General features: G+C 60.2%; 1 protein-coding gene. It reads left to right on the top strand.

The features are described 5' to 3' along the window. Nucleotides 1-2,019 (top strand): HAMP domain-containing protein (locus ACXJ7R_RS31070; RefSeq protein ID WP_457155146.1); only part of this gene is annotated, 2,019 nt, incomplete at both ends.

Raw genomic sequence — 2,019 nt, 5'->3', positions numbered from 1 at the left:
TTTCCGGCGCGGTGACTTTTCCATCCGCATCGACAACGTCTACGAAGGGCTCGATTCGGAAATCGCGGAAACCTTCAATGAGATCGTTGATCTCAACGATCAGGTGACGCGTGAGTTCGAGCGGCTCAGCAGGGTCGTCGGCAAGGATGGGCGGATAGGTGAGCGCGGGCGGGTTCGAAACGCCACTGGCAGTTGGGAGTCCAGTGTCAGATCAGTAAACGATCTGATCGAGGACATGGTTCAGCCGACAGCCGAGGTTGCCCGCGTCATCGGCGCGGTCGCCAAGGGCGACCTTTCCCAAACAATGATGGTCGAAATCGACGGGCGGCCGCTGCGCGGCGAATTTCTGCGCATCGGCAAGATCGTCAACACCATGGTGGGCCAGCTGGCCTCCTTCGCCTCCGAAGTGACGCGCGTGGCGCGCGAGGTCGGCACCGAAGGCAAACTCGGCGGCCAGGCGCGCGTGAAAGGCGTTGCCGGCACGTGGAAAGATCTGACTGACAACGTCAACGCCATGGCTACCAACCTGACCGGCCAAGTTCGCAACATCGCAGAGGTCACCACCGCGGTTGCCTCGGGCGATCTCTCGAAGAAGATTACGGTCGACGTTAAAGGCGAGATCCTCGAACTGAAGAACACCATCAACACGATGGTCGACCAGCTCAATTCCTTCGCGTCGGAAGTGACGCGCGTGGCACGCGAGGTCGGCACAGAAGGCAAGCTCGGTGGCCAGGCGCGCGTCGAGGGTGTCGGCGGGACATGGAAGGATTTGACCGACAATGTGAATTCCATGGCTGAGAACCTCACTGGCCAAGTGCGCAACATTGCTGAGGTGACGACCGCCGTGGCGCTGGGCGATCTGTCGAAGAAGATCACGGTCGACGTGAAGGGCGAAATTCTTGAGCTCAAGTCGACYATCAACACSATGGTCGACCAGCTCAACTCGTTCGCGGGCGAAGTGACGCGCGTGGCACGCGAGGTCGGCACAGAAGGCAAGCTCGGGGGCCAGGCACAAGTTCGCGGCGTCGCCGGCACGTGGAAGGACCTTACTGACAACGTCAACTCAATGGCCGAGAATCTGACCGGTCAGGTCCGCAACATTGCCGAGGTGACGACGGCGGTCGCATCGGGCGATCTGTCGAAGAAGATCACGGTCGCGGTGCAAGGCGAAATCCTTGAGCTTAAGGACACCATCAACACGATGGTCGATCAGCTGAACTCGTTTGCCTCGGAGGTCACCCGCGTAGCGCGCGAGGTGGGAACAGAAGGAAAGCTTGGCGGCCAGGCGGAGGTGAGGGGGGTCGGTGGCACCTGGAAGGATTTGACCGACAACGTCAATCTCATGGCGGCCAACCTGACAGGCCAGGTCCGCAACATAGCCGAGGTGACCACGGCCGTGGCCCGAGGTGACCTGTCTAAGAAGATCACCGTCGACGTCAAAGGTGAAATCCTAGAGCTTAAGGACACCGTCAATACAATGGTCGATCAGTTGAACTCGTTCGCCTCTGAAGTCACTCGCGTGGCGCGTGAGGTCGGTTCAGAAGGCAAGCTTGGCGGTCAGGCGCATGTGGAAGGCGTCGGTGGCACGTGGAAAGATCTGACCGACAATGTCAACGCCATGGCCGGCAATCTGACCGTACAATTGCGCGACGTGTCAAAGGTGGCGACAGCCATCGCGACGGGCGACCTGACACAGAAGATCACTGTTGATGCCTTGGGCGAGATTTTGCAGATCAAGGACGTCATCAACACGATGGTCGACCAGTTGAATTCGTTCGCGTCGGAAGTGACACGCGTGGCACGCGAGGTCGGGTCCGACGGCAAGTTGGGCGGCCAGGCGCAGGTGCGCGGCGTTGCCGGCACCTGGAAGGACCTGACCGACAACGTCAATGCCATGGCCGCCAATCTGACCGGCCAAGTGCGCAACATCGCCGAAGTCACCACGGCCGTGGCGCTCGGCGATCTGTCGAAGAAGATCACGGTCGACGTGAAGGGCGAAATTCTTGAGCTCAAGTCGAC

This window comes from Mesorhizobium sp. P5_C1, from assembly GCF_054049815.1.
This window is presented reverse-complemented; position numbering and strand designations above follow the sequence as displayed.